Origin of the sequence: Methanosarcina horonobensis HB-1 = JCM 15518 (assembly GCF_000970285.1) — an archaeon.
GTDB lineage: Archaea > Halobacteriota > Methanosarcinia > Methanosarcinales > Methanosarcinaceae > Methanosarcina > Methanosarcina horonobensis.
The window spans coordinates 1,613,574-1,634,202 of sequence record NZ_CP009516.1; the positions used below are offsets into that span (position 1 = coordinate 1,613,574).

The following is a 20,629-nucleotide window of genomic DNA, read 5'->3' on the forward strand; positions in this document are numbered from 1 at the left end:
TGACAAACTACAATAGTTCGAGTAAGGATTATTTTATTACAATCAGTAATACCTCTTCTGTAATTACAAAGCTACGAAAAGGCTCTGAATAAGGCTAGTTACCGCTTTATATAATTGTTCCACTGTGGCTGTCTTAAGGCTTTCTCCGCCAGTGTGTGGGTTCATTATAGTAGGTCCTATAGAGATGCAGTCCATCTCATCACCATATTTTTCTAAAACATAGCTGCATTCGAGACCAGCATGAATTACAGTTGCTTTGAACGCGTCACCATGAATTTCTTTGTACACATTTTTCGCTTTGTCAAGTAAGGCAGAATTATCATTTGGTTTCCACGATGGAAAAGGATTACCTGTTTCTACGGTGTATCTGTAGAGTCTCCCTATTGTCTTTTGTATTTGAATGAGGTTTTTCATAGAATCAAAATCAGAGCTGCGATTTGAAACATTTATTTCCACAATACCTTCTATTGAACTACCTTCTTTTGGCCTAATGGCAATATTAGCCAGATTGCATGAAGTCTCAACCAGGTTAGGTAATGTCGGAATCGTGCGGATAACGCCATATGGTATCTGCCGAAGCAAGCAAAGAAGCGTATCCGTTGATGCTTCATCAAGGGAATTCTGGATATAATCAGCTTTTTGGACATCACAAACAAATTCACTCTTCTCGAGTTGAGACTGCACCCTTAAAGCTTCACAATAGGCCTTAAAATCACTTCCAAATTCTGCCTCATTGTTACCTGAAAGAGTAATTATGGCACTTGCGCAGCTTGGAATTTTGTATAGATTAGGATCTTCGTCCCTTTCCATTGAAATGAGACGCAGATCATAGCTTTTAATACTTTTACCCAAAGAATCAAGGTTTGTGAGTCGGTTATTGAGTCGGATGAGAGCTTCAGTGAGAACTTTGATAGAATTAAGTCTTCCAGCGTTGATGTTAACTCCTGAATGTCCACCAAGTAGCCCTGAGATCGATAATTTCAGTGTAATAAAATCAGAAGGTATAGGCAATAAAGTAACATTTCCTTCATACTGAGTACGACACCCTCCAGCACTGCCGTAAATAATAATTTTTGCATTTTCTGCATCAAGATTTATGTACATTCTTCCTTCCAAGAGATTCTTGTTAAAACTCGCAGCCCCAATCATTTCGGTTTCTTCTTGGGCAGTAAATAAACACTCAATTGGGTAATCTTTGAGTTTCTTATCTTCTAAGAGGGCAAGTATGGTAGCTAAACCAATTCCATCATCTGCTCCCAATGTAGTGCCTTTTTCTGGATAAAAGACACTTTCCTTATCTCCGGCTTTTATCCACTTTACTCCCTCTTCATCAGTATAACCAAAGACATTTAAGGGGAAAATATTCTTATTAGGGGAACATACCATATCCATGTGAGCCTGCAAAGTGACATAAGGAGCACCAGAATACTTCCCTGAACCCTTTCTTCGAAGAACAATAACTCTTTCTCCAGGATATTTGGCATCTGGCTCGTAATAAGTGACTTCTACACCTTCCATTTCTTTAGCACACTGTATAATGTATTCCCGAACACTGTCCTCCTCGCCGGAGGGATGATATAGTTTTGTTAGTTCTATAAAATGATCATGAACGGCCTTTGGCTCAAAATAATCGTCCAATATTTTTGACATGAATTACCCGCTCCTGAAGATCTCTCGTAATTCCATAACAGTTTATGGTTCCATTATCAGCGCTAGGGAAAGTAGATTCAAGAGATGTTTCTTGCTAAATCCTAATAGGGCAATATACTTCGAATTATCTACATGATGAAGATAATGCGTAATAATGCGAACTAAGTAACCATTCACAACAGGATTATTAGGGAAGGAAGGCAAGTACTTACTTTTCTTATTATAATATCTGTGCAGCGTTGCCACTCCAAATTCTTTTCCATTTATCCCTTTAAGAAATGTACTTTATCAATATCAAATTCGATAATTTTTATGAAATCTTACTGCCTAATATATAATACTTCTCTGGCGAAAAGGAATGTCTGATTAAATAATATAGAAGGAGAAGATAATTCTACTTTAGTTTGAGGAAGTCAAAGTGAAGAATAATACAATTTTTCTCCTTAGTTTCTCTCAATAAACTTGTCAGTTAGAAATTAAATATTAATAAGCGTAACTAAAAAATTTGGCCATGTTAGGCTTTTTAGGTATACATTAACCCATTCCTGAACTAATCTATATTAAAAAATTAGATATTTAAACTACTCAAATTTAGTTTCTAATAAGTTCAAGGATCTGAGATAATTAAGTCTTGAAGATTAATTACAGGATGTAAAAAAAGAGCTACAAATTACTACTGATTACAGGAGAAAAGTTTGATGCGAGGAGTGCGATTCGAACGCACGAACTCCTACGAAACTGAACTCTGAATAAGTCATAATTCCTCCAGCTACTCCAGATAGGAACCCAACAGAATATTGTTGGAAAATGACAAGAGAAGAACTAATGTCAATAAAATCGTTCAAAAATATTAAAGTATTAAAAGAAGAATTGGAAGAATTTTGGGAAAGACATACCTTTTCATATAAAATGTCACACTATTTAAAGTGGTGACTTATGTGTGATTCCAATCCAGCAGCGCAGGTAGCGACCCTTTATTTGTTAGCTTTCGCGTCTTCTTCAATAAGCTTGCGGTAATTTTCTGTGATCTTTGCAAGGAATATGCGGTGAATTCCCGGCGTGTACCGGTACAGTCGCCATACGATATGTGCGCTGGCTGTCAGCGGTATAATAGCCTTGTTGCGCGCAACACCACGCAAGATATGTTTTGCGGCGGTGTCGGCCGACATTAAGTGCGATTTCGCTATTCTCTTTTGGACAATAGCACTGGAGGCGCCCACGACCTTGATCGTGTTAAATATATTGGTTTTAACATTTCCTGGGCACACCACGCTTACCTTGATGCCATAGCCTTCGGCTTCGGCACGCAGTGAGGTAGATAGTCCGACGACACCGTGCTTGGCGGTGGTATATGGTATACGCATAGAGGACGGTACTAATCCAGCAGCGGAAGAGATGTTGACGATATGACCACTCCCTTGTGCGATCATTTTTTTATAGGCAACATCGGTAACGTAAATCGCACCCCAGAGATTCACGTTGATTATGGATTTCCAGTTTTCTATGGGGATGTCTTTCATTTCACCGAAGATAGCGATACCGGCGCTGTTGATAACGAGGTTGAGTTGATCATGCTGCGCTATTATATTATCTATGGTCGCATTGATGGCAGCATAATCGGTGACATCGAGCAGCATGGCGAAACACTTACCACCTTCATCGATTAATGATTTCGCGGCAGTATCCACCTGTTCTTTGTTGCAATCAGTGAGAATAACCGTCCAGTTATCTCGAGCCAAGAGACGTGCTAATGCAAACCCAATACCTGAGGCTGCCCCTGTGATGAGTGCTACTTTTTCCATTGCTTCTCCTCCTCAATAAATTGTTTATGCTTTTGTCAAAACATCTCTATTTCTTAATCCAAGCAATCCAATACCTGTCAGTATAGCTGAAAGGCAAAGCAGCCAAAACAGCGGAAGCAGCGGCAGATTTGTAATACTAATGGTATAGTGAGCATAAGAAAAAGGAGAAATACCCATCAGCGACCAATCGATTATCTGCGCTTCCCAAGCAAACTCCAACATACTAAACAATAACCAAACCACCCATCCCAGCGCTGTTATTCGGGGCCATAAGCCATACAATAAAGCTGTTACGCCTAACAGTATCCATACAGGTGGAATTTTTGAAACGCTCATGCCAAAAATGTGCCAAAATTCATTGCTTAAATCGCCGGTTGCAAGCCCATAAACCAGTCCCCCGACAATGCCCATAACCAGCAGCAATGCAGCAGAACATAAAGATGCTACGATTAAATGGCTGCTCATCCATCGAATCCTACTAACTTTCTTATCCATCAGTATTTCTGCTCTGCCTTCGTTTTCTTCTTTTTTCAGATGCAATACAGCGGTCATGGCATAGACAGCCACAAAAAGAGATATCAGATAAAAGCTGATACTAATAAAGACATGGCCCAAACCCACCTCATCAGACCAACCTGTGCCACCCAGGTTCGACAGCCAATCACTCATTCCGCCGGTATTGGATAAACCGGGAGAAATGGCCGCAAACACAGCAATATACAATACTGTCCCCACTAACCAACCGATAAAACTTCTCTTATGCAGCCTCCAAGCTAACGCTAAAGGACTGGAAAAATGGAGAGTTGCTTCTGGGGGCCCGTTCCGGGCCAAAAGAACACCTGCCCCCAGGTCTCTGCGAGCAGAAAGCACATAAGCAATAACGATGGGTACAATCGCAAAAGCAACACAATATAACAGGTTCCAGCCATGATTGCCGGCAAATGGTTGGGTCAGCCGTTGCCATGCCATGGGTGTAATCCATCTTAATAAGGTATCGCCGCCTCCGAAGTTATTTAAAATCGCCATTGCGATTCCCAATCCCAAAGTTGCGACACCAATGCCTCGCGCAGTTCCGCTGTTTTCCCGGAGCTGAACACCTAAAGTGCCTATTCCAGCAAAAAAGAACCCAACGGCCGACATGGTCGCTCCAAACAGAAAGGAACCATCTGCAGCACCCCCAAGGGAAATGATACTCAAGGCTATCAGCACTCCTGCTGCCAAGTTTCCAACACAAGTCAAAATTAGCGCAGCAGTCAGGTTGGCATAACGGCCTACCACACAGGCACGAACCAACTCGCTGCGGCCCGTTTCTTCATCTGCGCGGGTGTGTCGGATTACGGTAAGTATGCTGCCGATCCCCAATGTCAATGCGATTTGTGAAACACCTCGCCATACAATAGCTCCTGGAAGATCAAAGGACATGACCGGGCCAAGAAGTGCAGAAATCAATGGATCTTTATCAAATTCAGTTAGAACACTCTGCAGTCCTTGGCTGGCCATTGCGATGAAAGTAGCTGCCGTTACCAAACTCAGAATCGCAGGAAGGAATATCCAGAGGGGCAGCAAGAACCTATCCCGGCGCAGAAATAGCCTGAAAAGTGTTCCGGTGCCTGCAAAATCACTGGTTTTCATCTCTAAACTCCTCCTCTTTCACGAATATCGTCACCATAATGGCGCATGAACAACTCCTCCAAGCTGGGAGGTTCAGCCGCCAAAGATTTGATCCCCAAAGGCAGCAATACCTCCATCACCTCGGTCATGGCATTGGAGTCTACAGAAAAACGGTACTTCAATCCATCTTGTAAAATATCATGAACTCCAGACAATTTTTCCAGCCCGATGGCAACGCTACCGGTCTCCACATTAACGGTGGTACGGGTAAGATGCCGAAGTTGGGATAAAGTTCCAGATTCTACAATCTGCCCTTGCCGGATAATGCTTACCTGGTCGCAAAGGGTCTCCACCTCAGACAGGATATGGCTTGACAGGAGCACGGTCTTGCCGGCTTTTTTTATTTCCGCCATGCACTCCTGAAAGATCACTTCCATCAGAGGGTCAAGTCCCGAGGTGGGCTCATCCAAAAGATATAGTTCCGCTTCACAGGAAAAGGCTGCCACCAAAGCTACTTTCTGCCGATTTCCTTTGGAATAGGTTCTGCTCTTTTTGGTTGGATCAAGCTGAAAGCGTTCCAGCAGTTGTTTTTTTCGAGAAACGTTAAGTCCTCCATGCAGCCGCCCAAGAAGGTCGATGATTTCACCTCCTGATAGATCTGGCCATAGAGTAACATCACCGGGGACATAAACAAGTCGGCGATGCAATTTCACTGCATCCTGCCAGGGATCTCCACCAAACAATGTAATTTCTCCCGACGTTTTTTGCAAAATTCCCAGCAGGATGCGAATAGTCGTAGACTTCCCAGCGCCGTTGGGACCAATAAACCCGTGTACTTCCCCTTGCTTCACTGTGAGATCAATTCCCTTTAATGCCTGGGTAGTGCCAAAGGACTTGGTCAGCTTCTGAATATGAATCACATTCATGTACATTCCTTTTGAATTTATATGTTTTATAATGATTTACTCTAATATCTCTATAACGTCTAACAATAAAAATTTTGCCAAATTTTATATATTTTATATTAACTCATTGTAAAACATTTAGTATTATTAAAATAAGGTGAAAATATGAACGGATTTAAACGTAGAACAGAGTTAAAAAAGGATAAAATACGCACCGCCGCTTTAGAGCTTTTTTGTACGTACGGTACAGATAAAACCAGTATAAATGAAATTGCTCAAAAGGCAGGGGTTGCGCCGGCCAGCATTTATAATTATTTTGGGAGCAAGGAGGGCCTGATGAAGGATACATTCATAAACCTCCTTGAAAGCGGTTGGAAAGCAAAAAAAGAACTATGGGAAACCGACCTTCCTTTTCCTGAATTAATGAAACGTGCCGTATCAATGAAGGATGATTTCATTGATCAAATCAATTTGGAGCTTCTTACCGATCCGGAGATAAAGAAGCTGATAGACGATTTTTATGAACGCAGATATCCTTATATCGTAAGCCAATTTATTGAGAAAGGGCGCAGGGAAGGGTATATACGCAGAGAGCTTTCTATTGAAGCGGCTATGCTTTATCTAAATATGTATCAAAATGCGGTTCAGCACCCTGAAATGCTGAAGAATAGAAACAAGAATTTGTTGAAAGAATTATATGATTTAATGCTATATGGGCTGGCGGGACAGCCTATCGCCGATAAGACGGAATAAGGCGGATTCTTTTCTGCTGCGTACTTCATTTCATTTACCATGCCTACTCATTCCATCTGCATAGCCGCCTTATCCGGCAGCCTTAGCCTTCAATACGCCTGTAATTAATTTAGAATCTATCATAAAAGTGTTCTGACCCACTTAAAATCACAATTAGCACTAGAAATTGTATGGAAGAGATGCTTGGTTTTACAGATCTATTGCAGCTTATCAACATGATACTATTGATTTTTTTTGCTTTCTCTCCTGTTCACTCAGCAGTAGTTTCAACCAGTACAGCCTCTTGTCATCTTCTTTTACCTGTACTTCAAGGAGTAGACTCCAACACCAGGGGCATATTACTTGTTTTCCTCCGAGTTACTAATTTCCCACTACAGAAGGAATTTACATTCAATTAAATAGAAGACTATGAAGTAAGAGTATTTTTAGGAAACTGGAGATTAAAAATGGCAGTAAGTGAAGAAACTAAACTGGCTAACCTGAACAGGTTAAAGGCTGCAATTGAAGAGTTTGAAAAAAACCCGAGTTTAGATTTAGTAGTTGAGCTGAAGGAGTTGGCAAAGAAACGATATCCTGTGACTGATGAGTGGATACTATGGCACTTTGAGAAAGGTTCCCCTAGCTTCCTGAGTGACAGCATACGAAAAGAACAGACACGGCTTACTATCCGTTTGTTGAACGATGTTATAAATGAGATACACTATAAGAAACTCAATAATTTTTCTTACAAATATTTGGTTAATCACATAAAATGGATGATTACTGAAAATAGCTTACGTGCTCCTAGATGTGGAGCACGTGGTTTAATGTGGGATGAAATTAAGGAGTAATGATAAAATAATTGATTTTGAAAGTTTCTACGTAACTATTCAACCCGGATAAAACAACATCAACAGTCACTTTTATAAAAATCAAATTAACTACCTCTATAAATTGACTTTTTTTGATCGTTGGCTATTGATTGCGTTTATATATTGTCCAGCAGTTAGTTATCAAATTCCTCTTATATTTGATCTCTTTTAAAATTTCCTGAGATATTCGGAGAGCTTGTCTAAGGATTCGTTCCAACCGGCTTTAGCCAAATCCCTATTTTCACCCGCGGGAATGCCTTCATGTCGCAGAGTGATCTTAGTTTTACCGTCGTTTTCTTCGAATATTACCGTCACAAGTAACTCTAAGGGCCAGTCTCCGCTCATTCCATAATGAGAAGCTGGTACAACGTTACCTTGAGCGTCTGAAAATGAATCGGTAGTGACAAGCTTCTCCTGCTCGACAATTTCCCGATAAACGCCTGTACTCCAGTAATCCTCACCTTCAGGTGATCGCATGCACCAAAGATACTTCCCTCCCACGCGGAAATCCATCTTGATAACAGGCGCAGTGAAATCTTTCGGTCCCCACCATTGCATTAAGTGCTCTGGCTTAGTCCATGCCTTCCAAACGAGCTCCCGCGGTGCATCAAAAAATCGTGTAATGACAAGCTCTTGATCCACAGTTTTCTGATTCAATTCTACCATTTATGCTTACCCCCTTTACGCCAGATAATTGTGAGTAGAATAATTCCTGATCTCAGCTTTTTGTTTTCATAAATTTCAGTTTAAATGTCCACTTCTTTTTTAAATGCAGGTCTTCTACTCCCCAAAATAAAAGGATTTTTATGTATATGACTTAGGCGGTTGAACTGAAAAATAAATTACGTTAAGCCTTCAACTGTCTAAAACCCATGTTTGACAGTAATACCTATTGATCTTAATTTGAACCTCAACCGCGTAAGTCTAATAGTATTACCTTTTTAGTTCTCAAACTCATATTAGTGCGAAAACAAAATTGGTTTTGGGATAGCTCAAAGTGAGAGTTTTATGGATAAAGGCAAAAAGTATGTCAGTAAATTCTGAATCAAAGTCCTCTTGCTATCGGTTAACTAGTAAAAGATAGGAGTATATCCCTACTCAAACTATGAAACTAAAGCAAAACAGCTTTCTACAAAAAAACTAATCTGCCGCTATGACCACATTTTATCAGATTATCTATCTAATTCTAATAGTTGATACCATAGTAATTCTGGTTGCAGGAATTGAATTTAGCTATAGGAAGCTTCGCCAAAAACAAATAACGAATATGAATAACCCAATTTCTTTTCCTCATTTCTTATCCTGAAATTTCTTTGCTTTTGTGCCCGTTCCAGAGTGAGAAGGTACAACAAACTCTCCACCATAGGACTTAGATCTGAGAACAGAACTCCACAGGAAAAATTTAAGATTGACGGCAAAATAGAAGGATAAATCATGAGCTTTGGAATTACAAAAAAAATTTTGATGCGAGAGGTGCGATTTGAACGCACGAATTCCTACGAAACTGGACTCTGAAAAACTTATAGATCGATTAGGCTCATCTAGACCTTTTGCTTAAAATTGAAAATCTGCAAAAATTGTTATACATTATTATAAAAACAGAAAATAGTATATTTTACCTTTTGCAGATTAGCTATCCAAAAGTGATTTTTGTTTCATTTTCGAAATTTCTTTGAAGAAAGTTATTAGATATACAAAATATAATATGCATTTTTTCCGATAAATCAAATAGACAAAATATTTATTATATTGTTTATATTAATAACTCTTTATATAAATATCAAATTGTAATATTTACTTCTGTAAATAAATTAAAACTGGTAAAGTTTGAAAGCTTAGACAAAGTAGAAATATTGTGACATATTTTGACTCTTCATCATGACCAGAGAAAAATATGAGATTGTTAGTATAGATCAGGAGCAACAGGACGGTGAAAAACTTTACCACATGCTATCCGATCGTAATATATGGTATTATCCTGACTAGCCCAAGAGATGGTTGAAAAATTCTCTCGGCTAACTTATCCGCTTGCCGGATTCTCTGATGGACGGAAGAAGGAATTGGCAAAGGATATGGTGTAGCGTTTAATCTGGAAAATCCAGCTCTATCCATATTATTGGATGAACGTTCACAATTAAGGACTTATAAAATAATCGGCTTTTGGAAGGGTAAAATATGAGTTTAAAAGGGGCAAAAGACCAAGAGCCCATACCATATCAGGTACTATTAGATGAAAACCGTGCTTTAAAAGATGAGATACAGAACCTTAGAGTGTGCCTGGAAGAAGCTGATGAACTCCGGCGAGCCATAAGTGAAAGGGAGCTTGAGAGTAAGAGGGCTGAGGAGACATTGGCTTTCGAAAGATCGCAGCTCCTGTCAATTTTCGATGGAATGGACGATGTGGTGTACGTGACCGATCCGTACACCTACGAGGTGCTGTATGCGAATAGAGCGATGAAGGAGAAGTTCGGCGGTGAACTCATGGAAGGGATTTGCTACCGGGAGTTCCAGCGGAGGGTTTCTCCCTGCGATTTCTGCACCAATCCGATTATTTTAAAGGAGAGGGATAAGCCCTACCACTGGGAGTATTACAACCCAACTGTGGACCGATATTTCATGATTATGGACCGGATCATCAAGTGGCCGGATGGTAGAGATGTGCGGTTAGAGATTGCGAAGGACATTACTGAACGCAAAAGAGCTGAAGAAGCCTTGCGGATTTCTGAAGAGAGATATCGTTCGCTGTTCAATTCAATCGACGAAGGCTTCAATATTATCGAGATGATCTTCGACGACAATGGAAAAGCAGTGGACCATCGGATCCTTGAGGCCAATCCGTCGCAAGAGAAGATGACAGGACTTAAGGATGTCGTAGGCAAGCGAGCTCGTGAGCTTCTCCCTAATTTCGAAGATTATTGGATCGAGAGCTTCGGCCAGGTAGCAATAACTGGCGAGCCAGTCCGGTTAGAAAACCGGATTGAAGAACTTGATCGCTGGTTTGACGTCTACGCTTCGCGTTTCGGGGGTGAAGGCAGCAGAAAAGTAGCTGTTGTTTTCAATGACATTACCCAGCGAAAATTGGCTGAAGAGGCACTGCACCAGAGTGAAAAGCGGTTGAACTTCGCACTCGAAACCATACACACCGGCGCGTGGGATCTCGACCTAGTGAATTATGATTTTTCCCATCGATCACTCGAGCACGACCGCATCTTCGGCTACGAGCAACTTCTCCCGAAGTGGACCTACGAAATGTTCCTCAACCACGTGTTGCCTGAGGACCGAGCGATGGTGGACAAAGAATTCCAGAAGGCTATAACCTCGGGTGGCGATTGGAGTTTCGAGTGTCGTATCAGGCGCGTGGATGGTGTAATCCGGTGGATCTGGGCAGCAGGACGGCACCAAGTAGATTATACCGGAAATGTTCGTTGGATGGCGGGGATAGTCCAAGACATTACAGAGCGCAAGCGGGCGGAGGAGACGCTGCGCGAGACTGAATTGAGTTGTAAGGTTGCCGAAGCTGTCGAGTCTGAACGGCAGCGGCTCTTTGATGTGCTGGAGACATTGCCGGTAATGATAGCTCTGCTAACACCTGACCATCGAATTGCCTTTGCCAACCGCAGTTTCCGTGAAAAGTTCGGTGAGTCAGAAGGTCTGCACTGTTATGAGTGTTGCTTTGGGAGCACCCAGCCCTGTGAGTTCTGTGAATCATATAAAGTGCTTGAAACCGGTCAACCTCACCATTGGGAAGTTACTACCCCAGAAGGAAGTGTGATTGATGTCTACAATTTCCCCTTTACTGATGTAGACGACTCTCCCATGATCCTCAAGATGGACATTGACATTACCGAGCGCAGGAAAGCAGAAGAAAAACTTCGGGATAGTGAGGAAAAGTACCGAAACATTGTAGAGACAGCAAATGAAGGCATACTCATAACCGACGATAAAGCCACAATCACGTATGTTAACCAGAAGCTAGTAGACATGCTAGGATATACCCTGGAAAATTTTATTGGTAAACCAATATGGGGTTTCATCAGTGAAGAATATAGACCTATTGTCAAACAAAATCTTAAAAAGAGGATGAAGGGTGCAAGTGGGAGTTATGAATTGAAATTGATACGTAAAGACGGCTCATCCCTCTGGACATTTCTAAATGCCAAACCTCTTCTTTCTAAGGACGGTAATTATTTGGGCGCTATGAGCATGCTAACTGATATTACTGAGCGCAAAAAAGCTGAAGAATCTCTGGCAAATATTGAGACTGCCCGTAAGAAGGAAATTCACCACAGAATAAAGAATAACCTTCAGGTAATTTCCTCCCTGCTGGACCTTCAGGCTGAGCAGTTCAAAAATCGGGTGAATATTAAGGATTCGGAGGTTCTTGAAGCCTTTAGGGAAAGCCAGGATAGAGTGATATCTATGGCTCTTATTCATGAAGAGCTTTACAAAGGTGGAGGGTTCGAAACACTAAACTTTTCTTCTTATATTCAGGAACTCGCAGAGAATCTTTTCGAGACATATAGCCTTGGAAGCTCCAATATTAGCTTAAAGCTGGATCTTAAAGAGAATATTTTATTTGACATGGATACTGCAGTCCCATTAGGAATAATTGTCAATGAACTTGTTTCCAACTCCCTCAAACATGCATTTATAGGCAGAGATAAAGGAGAGATTCTGATCAAACTCAGTCGAGAAGAAAATGAAGGATGTATAAAAAGTGTAACCGAAGATTGTAAGAGTACCAGCTTCATTCTCACTGTTTCAGATGATGGTGCAGGTATTCCAGAAAATCTTGATATTGAAGAGCTTGATAGTCTTGGGTTTCAACTTATAACTTCCCTTGTAGACCAATTAGGTGGGAAGTTTGAATTGAAAGGGAACACTGGCACAGAGTTCACTATGAGATTCACAGTGATAGAGAAAGATGATCTTACTCAAGTTGACTTAAAACCACAGGAAAATGAGTAAAAAGTTTAGTGCGAGAGATGCGATTCGAACATACGAACTCCTGCGAGACCAGGCTCTAATTCCATTAACATCTCCATAATACAAGTATAAAAAATGGATATAAGTATAAAAGATGGTATTTATAGTTTTAAGATGAGCTCAATGTTAAACCTTCTTCTTTCATAAAGCAAGTCAATGGATTCAAATGCTCATAATCTGAGTAGTTACCGTCAACTGTACAGAATACATAATCACCACTCTTCCTACCATAATTTATCTTCTCCCAAAGGCCAAAGGTACTGTTTTCAGCATCATTCAAAATTGCAGAGTATCTCACTCCGACAATAATCATCCTAGGCTACAGCACTCTGCCACCGAGTTCATTATGTGATCTAGAGTTAGCAATAACTTAATCCTGATTCTTTTTTAGATAATTAATTTGATAGTATATATAGTGGATCAATTCTTCAAACTTATTAATTTCAGATAGATAATTTTCATACGTATGGAGTTTAGTTTTTTGTTCCTGAGTAGTGGCATTTTTTCTATATTCTTCTATAAGGGGAGTTATTCTCGTTTTTGCAATGTCCAATTCGGTTTCAAATCCATTCCTGATTTGGATAGCAAAAGCATCTAACAGGTTTTTTTCCATATACAGATATGTCCTGCGAGATCCTGGCTTGTATATCCTTTTTATGCTCCAAAATTGTTCAATATTTTTAATCTTAAGGCTGATAGAAGCAAGACTATATCCGGTTCTCTGTGCTAATTCCTCCATACTTATTTCATTTGATTCAAAGTTAAGTATCGATAGGATTTGTGCAGTGATATCATCAACCCCATAGCCTTTAAAAATCTCATGACCGATGTCAATTATCTTTTCTTCAATATCCTTCATTTTTCTCACTCATGAATCGGAGTATTTCTTATCAAATATTAGGAGATAGATAATCAGGCTGATACCAGTTTTAATCCGCCAATACCAATGACAATTAATCCAATAAAGAAGATTCGTGTTATATTCATTGACTCATTGAAAAGGAGTATTCCCAATACTGTTGTCCCAATAATACCAATACCTGTCCAAACTGCATAAGCTGTTCCAACAGGCAATGTTCTCAAAGCTCTTTCCAATAAATACATGCTTAAAATCAAAGTAATGACCGTAAATACCACTGGATAGAATCTGGTTAATCCGTTACTGTATTTTAATCCGATTGCCCATCCGGTTTCAAATAATCCTGCAATTATTAAAATTATCCATTCCATGATTATTCCTTTCACAGCTTTTAATAATTATTAAAAGCTGTTGATGTTAAATTTGTATTTATACATTTTGGAAAAGAATTCGTTTAGCTCACAGTAAGAAATCAAAATAAACTTGAGCAAAAAGTCAAAACACGGTTATGCAATAAAAACTACACAAGCTCGTACCTTTTCCGGCTTCGTATATGCCAGTAGATCAGTTCGAGGGGTGGGACTCGAGCTCACGGGATCCTTCGATACCAGATCTTAATTCTACCGCCTTAGAAAAGCATCTTGCCACAACTTAAAAGAAACGTAAAAAACCAAAATAGTTATAGGATTAATTAAAAAAAGTTAAATGCAAGAGGTGCGATTCGAACGCACGAACTCCTACAAGACTGGACTCTGAATCCTATATGAAATACGATACTGGATTTAGACATATTTTTATATAATGCCGTTATATTACTTTTATGAAAAACCCTCCCGAGTTTACGGAAAAGAATAGAGAAATTATTGACGATTATATACGTTATGCTGTCTTAGCTGGGAAGAAAGAAAAGTCGATTCTTGGGGAACAGTGGAGATTAAAAGCATTTGTCGAGTTCATGAAAAATGAACCTCTTAATACAGTTGAAAAGAAAGATTTAGAGAATTTCATAATTCACCGCAAAAAGACATGCAGTAAGACAACTGTGCACAATAACTTTTTGACCCTAAGAACTTTCTTTCAATGGCTAAAGCCTGGCAATGATTTTTTTACGGGAATCAAAAGCAAGCAACCCAAAAATAACTTACCTGTAGATGAAGTCCTTTTATCTAGAGATGTCCTTACTCTACGGGATGCTGCAAACAATCAGAGGGATAGGGCTTTAGTTATGGTACTCTGGGACTCCGCAACAAGAAAAGGTGAACTATTGAACATAAATATAGGACATATCCAGCCTGATAAATACGGAGCTACAGTTATTGTTGACGGAAAGACGGGGAAAAGAAGAATAAGGCTTATCGATAGCGTCCCAGACCTGCAGCTTTATCTAAATATTCATCCCCTCAGGGACGATCCTAGCGCGCCTCTGTTCATTACAGATAGGAAATATAATGGAAATTACAGAAGGCTCAATGAACAAACAGTAAACAATATGCTAAATAGCCTCGCAGATAAGGCTGGAATAAAAAAGAATGTTTATCCTCATGCATTTCGACATGGTCGGTTAACAGATCTTGCTAAAAGAGGATTTAATGAGATGGAATTAAGAATATTTGCAGGTTGGACTAAGGAGAGCAACATGCCTGCAACATATTTACATCTTTCAGGTGCAGATATTGAAAAGAAATTGCTTGCTAAGAATGGAATTATTGAAGACGATAGTAAGGAAAGAGAGGAAGAACTTAAACCTGCAGAATGCCCTCGATGCAAAACCAAGAACCCTGTAGGTGCAAAGTATTGTTATATATGTTCAATGATCCTAGATCACAAACTTGCTGTAGATGTCCAAGACATAAAGACCGTAACTGTTGGACAGGCAGACAATACTATGATGTTAGAACTTTTAAACCTCGTGAAGAAATTCAACGAAACACAATAAATGCGTTCAATCTAGTGAGGATGTAAATTTGTTAATTTAAACATTTATAAAATAACAGTTCAAAAGGGTTTTCAAGCTGAGTGAGACGTTTAATGCATTCCAATGGCACTCAGCTAAGCGATTTTTCAATTTTTTCGATAATATGCTGATAACCATAGAAATTCAATAAATCATATAATACAACTTTAGAGTCATCAGAAATGTTCTCTAAAACCGAGGGTATTTTAATTTTATCCTTAGCCATTACCTCGCTTATGTTTCTTAGCTCGCTTAAAATTAATTCATCTATTATGTCTACGTCGTCTTCTGATTTCTTCTTAGAATATTCTTCAATAATCTTTTTTGAGTTTTGTGCAAATGTTATTTCTGTGGTGGAAGCAGTGCCATCAAATATGTCTTGATAATAAAAATGCTCGAATAGTAAATCTAGATATAATCTATTAAATGTCTTATTTTGATCTCTCATCAAAGAAAGTATTTCTTCCATTTCCAGACACATATTTTGATACTCATCGGGCGTTTTCAAGATTGCTTCTATTTCTATTTTTGATAATTCCGGAATATTTTCTCTGAACTTCATATAAAAACTCTTTATCCAAGGTATTGGTTCGAGAGGGAATAAGCTCGGGTTTTGAGATCTATTTCTTTTTATTGCTTGGATAGCGTTGTCTCCAGTGGGTTTACTTCTCTTTCTTTCTCTCGCCTCTTCGCTGTAGCAACCACATACTCGCCAAGCATATTCTTCAAGGATTTCGTCATTTTTCTGAGCTAACTCTTCCATTATTTCCCGGAACCTCTTTTTAGGCAGTTCAACATTAAGCTTGCCCTTAATATGTTTAGCATTACACTCATTTAGAAGTTCTTCGATGCGTTGTTCTTTTTTAAAACCCTTATCGTGGTTGAAGATTTCTCGAGCACGGGAATGTAACGTTTTAATATCAGTATTCATGCATGCATTAAAAAACGAGGTTGATAACCTCAATAGAACAAAGAAGTAAACATAACGCAAAGACTTTTTATCAATACCAAATTTGCGGAGGAGAATAGCTAAGGATTTTTCATATTCATTTAATTGTATATCATGGAGCTGAGAGCGAATACTTTCCAAATTTAGGACGCTTGTTATATCCCATAAGTTATACTTACGCCGACCTTTTTTAGTTTTCGTCGGTACGATACACTCATGGTCTTCTAACTCGTGTAAGTGTCGATTAATGTTTCCCTGATTTGCTTTTTCATCTTTTTTGTTTAATTTCTCTCTAATTTTTGACTCTTCAAGTGGTCCATTATTTTCAAGAATATATATTATGATTTTTTGTTTTACGCCGCTTTGCGATATTTCTCCTTTTTTTCTTGCCATATTGTATGATATGTATTGAGGGTATTTAAAATATATGTTATCACAATGGTCTTTGATTAGCAGAGATATTTTGTATGTAGCTATTGAATATTTAGTACATATATGTAATTTATTTCTAAAAAATCCTAGAAATAGCTTTTATAGAAAATCCGCGTACAATTAGACGTGATTAAAATGAATATATCACTTGGACAACGGAAAATTCAAAAAACGGGTTACAGTTTTCTTTGCCCTTTGCCCACAATATGGATAAGAAATGTCAATCTCAACCAGAGTAGCTCAGTGAACATTGAACTAATGGATGACAATTCGTTAAGAATTACACCCAGCTCGACAGGCCCTGCAAGATCTGAGAGAGCCGAGTGTACTACACCCAACAAAAAGTAAAGGTGCAGATAATGAATTCAATTACTACAAATTATTTATCATTTTCCTCTTATGCGAAACAAATCTATACAACAAAAAAGGAAGCCGTAGACTTTCTGGAAAACTCTTTAGACCCCTATGAACATGCTATAGGAGTTCTGATTAAAAAGTATGCGGGGGTGTCAAACTCTGAGTAAAACAACAACTTTTGATTTCAATACTATACGAAATTATGAGTTTTCCTTTGCTTTAATTTTAGAGGGAGGAGAAAGTTTATGAACTCTTTCTTTGAGGAAGATGATGATATACTTCCTCCAGAGCCTGACCTTTCTCAGTACATCGATGCTAGCATTTTTGAACAGCATTGTAAAGCCTGCAGACATAGAATAATAGAAAGACAACAGGCAAGAAAACACAAACCTCAGACATTCAAGAGGGGAAAATAAATGTCCCTTTCTTCAGGAAATACTGATCCAGAGGAGTTTAAAAAGTTCCATCAGTTATTAACAAAAGGCAAACATGATTATCAGCCTTTTTATTTTCCTTTGGTCAAAAAAGGAAAAGACCCATTACCTGGAATAAGCTGGAAGAATAACAGAAAAACGTTTTCTGAAGCTTACAGCCTAATGGAAAAGGGATTTAATATCGGTATTGCAAGCACGGATAAAGATAACCTCTGCATAGTTGATATAGACAATCTGGAGGCAGTAGGAGAAGCTAAAACAACCTTAACAGTAAAATCCAGAAAACAAATTGGAAGGCACTGTTTTTATTTTACTGATGACGAACCAGCACAGGGGGAAGGTGCAATATTTAAAAACAGTGCTAAACAGAACATAGCAACAGAGAAAGCAGGAGAAGTTCGTGCAAACTGGCAGTATGTTGTATGTTCGGGGTCATTCGTTCCTTGTTCAGAAGAGGAAATTAACAGGATTCCAGAGGAAGACCGCATACATGCTGGAAAGTACAGGCTCTGTTTAAAGTCTGATGTCTCGAATATAACTTATGAAGAGTTACCGGAAATATACAAGGCAACGCTAGAAGAAAGAAGAGCAACTGAAGTAGTTGCTAATATAAGGAAAATAGAACAAAGGCAGTCTAAAAGCTGGGAGCAGGGGCAAAAAAATAAAAGTGCTCTGTTTGGTCTGGATATACATGATGTTACCGGAAGGAGCAACCAACCTGGGAAACGTTTTGAAATGTTTGCTGAGTTGCATGGTTCTGAAACGGGTAAAAATGCCAGCATTTCCGGGGATGTTTTGCACTGTTGGCGGCATAATGTCAGCCATAATGCTATAACTTATCTGGCGGTAGCCTCTGGGGTTTCTACATGTTCTAGGGCTGGCTTTCCACATGGTGGGGGAAGTTCAGGAGTAGACATAGAAGACCCATATACTCAGTTTACTATCTGGAAATATGCTAAAGATCATGGATATATTCCAAAAAGCGATCCTATACCCTCTAAAGCATTAATTTACTGCGCACTGAATCAGAAGCTATGTACAAAGGAAGAAATAACCGATGGCTGGAAGCTCCCGGTATCTATCTATAACAAGGTTCTGGAAGACTGCAAGAAGGAGGGAATAGAGACTGGAAGACAGCCAACAAAAGAAAAGAAAGGAAAACAGAAAATCAGTGAAGTTAGACCCGAAAAAATAAGCGTTCCTTTTGACGTAGTTGCAGAGCATATATTGAAGAATAATCATATTTTTTCAATGAGGGACAATAGGCAAATATACCTTTACAAAGACGGAGTTTACAAAAGCGAAGGCACTGAAGCAGTTTTAGATACTAAAATCAGGAACGTACACAATGAATATTATGTAAAATATTGGAATGAAGCTAACCCTGGATTTCCTTTAACTCATGTTTCAAAAGCTACGGCAAAATATGTAAGTGAGGTGCTGGCCTATATAAGATCTTATACTCACATTACACGTGACAGTATCGAAGAAAACCAGGACAAATATATTAACCTGAAAAACGGGCTTTTCAATCTTGAAACGTGGGAACTTAAACCCCACACACCGGATATAAAATTGATTAGACAAATTCCGGTTTTCTATGACAAAGATGCAGAATGTCCTCAAATAAGCAAGTTTTTACATGATATAGTTTCAGAGCCGGATATAGATTTGTTGTGTGAGATTGCAGGCTATTGTTTAACTACGGATTGCTCTCATCAAAAGGCGTTCATGCTCTATGGTGTCGGCTCAAACGGTAAAAGCGTGTTTCTTGCACTGTTAGAGGCGCTTGTTGGCGGAGAAAATACCTCCGCGGAGAGTCTGCAAAAACTTGAGTTCGATAAGTACAGGACCGCAAAACTATATGGAAAGCTGGTTAATATTTGTGGAGATATTCCTGACAGCAAAATGCATAAATCGGAAGTCTTCAAGAAGTTGACCAGCGGACTAGATCTGATAGACGGAGAGAATAAATATCAGGACTCTTTTCAGTTTCGCAATACAGCTAAGCTCGTTTTCTCAGCAAATGTGCTGCCAGAAGGGAAGAAAGATAAGGCATATTACCGCAGATGGGTTTTAGTTCGGTTCCCTAATAATTTTGAAGGTGGGAAGGAGGATAAAACGCTAATTACGAGGCTAAAAGATCCTGAAGAACTTTCGGGTTTTCTTAATCTTGCCCTTCAAGGACTTAAAAGACTTAAAGAAAATGGGAAATTCTCAAACGATAAATCTGTAGAAGATACTCAAAGGGAATATGAGTTTAATAGTAATCCAATAGCTGCTTTTATGGACGAGTGTACGAAAGGTAGCCAAGAAGATATAGATGCTATAATCCTTTACAGCACTTACGTGCTATGGGCTGAAGTCAACGATAAAAGGGTAACGCCTTTTAATCAATTTGGGAAAGAACTTAAAAAGTTAGGTTATGAAAATTACAGAGACAACGAGCCGGGGAAAAACTGTAGGAAAAAAATTACCCATTGGTGCAATATAGAAATCATTAAAGAGGCACAGGACAGGCTTAATTGGAAAAAAGACATAGAAGCCTGTCCTAAATATTTATTGGCGACTGATGCTGAAAAAATGCAATTAGGACAGGATGGACAGGCTTTACCCCTTCCTCAAACTTGTCTGGTAAATAAACCCTACTGTCATTCTTGTGTTTATTACACTGAAGATGCGAACATAAAAGGTAAAAATGAGAAAAAAATAGAAAACTCACTAACAAATAACCTTTATGCTTGTCCTAAAATGCATTTTTTCGATAACAAGAGAGTTAGGACAGGCTCACAGGATATACACATAGACGAGCCTGTCCTGACGCAAAAAAAGCTAATTTCTGAGCAACAAAATGAAGAATACAGTATGAAAAACCTAGAATATATCACGTCTTTCAGAGCTGATTTAAAAAAATTGGTGAGTAGTAGTCATAATCATTCAGTTGATAATATACCGAGTTTATTGGATGAGTTCAATAGAAGATATCCGGGATATAAACAGGTGTTAGGAAATCAGACTTTACTAGATGAAGCCGAAAGGCTCAGTAAATGGGGGTGGGAGTAATTACTTTCCTCTTCCTTTATAGT

The 20,629-nt window shown here is 39.0% G+C and carries 15 protein-coding genes and 1 pseudogene; 7 read left to right on the plus strand and 9 right to left on the minus strand.

The genetic code is table 11. From position 1 onward, the window contains the following. Positions 1–63: 63 nt before the first annotated feature. On the minus strand, positions 64–1,650 hold the full coding sequence (locus MSHOH_RS07200; RefSeq protein ID WP_048138506.1) for a M20/M25/M40 family metallo-hydrolase: 1,587 nt from the start codon (positions 1,648–1,650) through the stop codon (positions 64–66). Positions 1,651–2,403: 753 nt separating this feature from the next. Between MSHOH_RS07200 and MSHOH_RS22665 the strand changes: the two are divergent. Further along, a pseudogene (locus tag MSHOH_RS22665) lies at positions 2,404–2,583 on the plus strand (IS630-like element ISMma17 family transposase); the annotation flags it as partial. Positions 2,584–2,624: 41 nt separating this feature from the next. On the opposite strand, the gene MSHOH_RS07205 reads toward MSHOH_RS22665, so the two are convergent. The 3 genes from MSHOH_RS07205 to MSHOH_RS07215 are packed head-to-tail and all read right to left on the minus strand — an operon-like array spanning position 2,625 to position 5,995. Continuing rightward, the gene (locus MSHOH_RS07205; protein ID WP_048138507.1) at positions 2,625–3,452 is read right to left on the minus strand and encodes an SDR family NAD(P)-dependent oxidoreductase; all 828 of its coding nucleotides are present in this window, start codon (positions 3,450–3,452) and stop codon (positions 2,625–2,627) included. 24 nt (positions 3,453–3,476) lie between these two features. Then, positions 3,477–5,084 (minus strand): ABC transporter permease, encoded by a 1,608-nt coding sequence (locus MSHOH_RS07210; RefSeq protein WP_048138509.1) that lies wholly within the window; start codon positions 5,082–5,084, stop codon positions 3,477–3,479. A gap of 2 nt (positions 5,085–5,086) precedes the next feature. Next, positions 5,087–5,995, minus strand: coding sequence for an ABC transporter ATP-binding protein (locus MSHOH_RS07215; RefSeq protein ID WP_204245400.1), 909 nt, complete (start codon positions 5,993–5,995; stop codon positions 5,087–5,089). Positions 5,996–6,133: 138 nt separating this feature from the next. Between MSHOH_RS07215 and MSHOH_RS07220 the strand changes: the two genes are divergently transcribed. Together MSHOH_RS07220 and MSHOH_RS07225 are read left to right on the plus strand one after the other, a co-directional pair. Further along, the gene (locus MSHOH_RS07220) at positions 6,134–6,721 is read left to right on the plus strand and encodes a TetR/AcrR family transcriptional regulator (RefSeq protein ID WP_048138511.1); all 588 of its coding nucleotides are present in this window, start codon (positions 6,134–6,136) and stop codon (positions 6,719–6,721) included. Between the two features lie 446 nt (positions 6,722–7,167). Continuing rightward, complete coding sequence (locus tag MSHOH_RS07225; RefSeq protein ID WP_048138513.1) at positions 7,168–7,551, plus strand: hypothetical protein; 384 nt, start codon at positions 7,168–7,170, stop codon at positions 7,549–7,551. 189 nt (positions 7,552–7,740) lie between these two features. Here MSHOH_RS07225 and MSHOH_RS07230 read toward each other — a convergent pair whose 3' ends face one another. Further along, entirely contained in the window at positions 7,741–8,238 is a 498-nt protein-coding gene (locus tag MSHOH_RS07230) for an SRPBCC family protein (protein WP_048138514.1), read from the minus strand. A 1,509-nt stretch (positions 8,239–9,747) separates the two neighbouring features. Between MSHOH_RS07230 and MSHOH_RS07235 the strand changes: the two genes are divergently transcribed. Beyond that, positions 9,748–12,540: a PAS domain S-box protein gene (locus MSHOH_RS07235; protein ID WP_052730754.1), complete on the plus strand. Its 2,793-nt coding sequence runs from the start codon at positions 9,748–9,750 to the stop codon at positions 12,538–12,540. A 127-nt stretch (positions 12,541–12,667) separates the two neighbouring features. On the opposite strand, the gene MSHOH_RS22670 is transcribed toward MSHOH_RS07235, so the two are convergent. The 3 genes from MSHOH_RS22670 to sugE are packed head-to-tail and all read right to left on the minus strand — an operon-like array spanning position 12,668 to position 13,788. Continuing rightward, entirely contained in the window at positions 12,668–12,871 is a 204-nt protein-coding gene (locus MSHOH_RS22670; RefSeq protein ID WP_082089267.1) for an ACT domain-containing protein, read from the minus strand. A 57-nt stretch (positions 12,872–12,928) separates the two neighbouring features. Then, entirely contained in the window at positions 12,929–13,417 is a 489-nt protein-coding gene (locus MSHOH_RS07240) for a GbsR/MarR family transcriptional regulator (RefSeq protein WP_048138515.1), read from the minus strand. Between the two features lie 53 nt (positions 13,418–13,470). Then, positions 13,471–13,788 carry a quaternary ammonium compound efflux SMR transporter SugE gene (gene sugE, locus MSHOH_RS07245; RefSeq protein ID WP_048138516.1) on the minus strand — a complete coding sequence of 106 codons (318 nt, stop codon included), beginning with the start codon at positions 13,786–13,788 and terminating at the stop codon, positions 13,471–13,473. A 449-nt stretch (positions 13,789–14,237) separates the two neighbouring features. Here sugE and MSHOH_RS07250 point away from each other — a divergent pair, with 449 nt between their 5' ends. Continuing rightward, positions 14,238–15,353 carry a site-specific integrase gene (locus tag MSHOH_RS07250; RefSeq protein WP_048138519.1) on the plus strand — a complete coding sequence of 372 codons (1,116 nt, stop codon included), beginning with the start codon at positions 14,238–14,240 and terminating at the stop codon, positions 15,351–15,353. A 109-nt stretch (positions 15,354–15,462) separates the two neighbouring features. Here MSHOH_RS07250 and MSHOH_RS07255 read toward each other — a convergent pair whose 3' ends face one another. Beyond that, entirely contained in the window at positions 15,463–16,713 is a 1,251-nt protein-coding gene (locus tag MSHOH_RS07255; RefSeq protein ID WP_048138521.1) for a hypothetical protein, read from the minus strand. Positions 16,714–17,354: 641 nt separating this feature from the next. On the opposite strand from MSHOH_RS07255, the gene MSHOH_RS23550 reads away from it, so the two are divergent. Both MSHOH_RS23550 and MSHOH_RS07260 read left to right on the plus strand, forming a co-directional pair. Next, complete coding sequence (locus MSHOH_RS23550; protein ID WP_158024075.1) at positions 17,355–17,525, plus strand: hypothetical protein; 171 nt, start codon at positions 17,355–17,357, stop codon at positions 17,523–17,525. After that, positions 17,526–20,606, plus strand: a complete 3,081-nt coding sequence (locus tag MSHOH_RS07260; protein ID WP_048138523.1) for a phage/plasmid primase, P4 family — start codon at positions 17,526–17,528, stop codon at positions 20,604–20,606. Positions 20,607–20,629: the final 23 nt, after the last annotated feature.